Origin of the sequence: Leucobacter chromiiresistens, assembly GCF_001477055.1 — a bacterium.
Classification (GTDB): Bacteria; Actinomycetota; Actinomycetes; order Actinomycetales; family Microbacteriaceae; genus Leucobacter; species Leucobacter chromiiresistens_A.
The window spans coordinates 1-612 of the sequence record NZ_LDRK01000153.1 but is presented as its reverse complement, the minus strand read 5'-3'; the positions used below and the strand labels follow the sequence as shown (position 1 = coordinate 612).

The 612-nt window shown below is 77.5% G+C and carries 1 protein-coding gene; it reads left to right on the top strand.

The window, feature by feature from the left end; genetic code table 11:
* Positions 1 to 612: amidohydrolase family protein (locus NS354_RS12755; protein ID WP_153002229.1), on the top strand; the 612-nt coding region annotated here is incomplete at both ends.

Sequence of the window (612 nt, the reverse complement as noted above, 5' to 3'; positions counted from 1 at the left end):
CTCGACCGCGCGGTCGAGGGGGTGCTCGAGGCGGGCGCGACGTGGGTGAAGCTCGTCGCGACGGCGGGTGTTGCGGCCCCGGCCGGGGCGGCGCTCGAGCCCCACTTCTCGGCGGCGGAGTGCGCGTCGGCGGTGCGCCGCGCCGAGTCCGCGGGCGCCGCGGTGATGGTGCACGCGTGGGGCGGGCCGGCGATCGACTTCGCGGTCGCGGGTGGTGCGGCGAGCATCGAGCACGGCATCTTCCTGACCCCCGAGCAGGCCGCTCGGGCCGCGGATGCGGGCACCGTGTTCGTGCCGACCCTGCGCATCTACCGTCTGGTGCGGGGCATGATCGCGGCCGGGCGGCTTCCGCGGGAGTTCGGTCCGCGCGTCGAGCAAGCGGTGGCCCGGCATCCTGAGGCGGTGCGCATCGCCCGCGATCACGGCGTCGACATCGCGCTCGGCACCGACTACGGCACGGCCGCGCAGCACGGCACGAACCGGCTCGAGTTCGACGCCCTCGTCGATGCGGGCCTCAGCGCGCAGGAGGCGCTGGTCGCGGCGACGCGCTCGGGCGCCGCGCTGCTCGCCCGGGCGCAACGGGCGCAACGGGCGCCGGACCCCGGGGCCCCG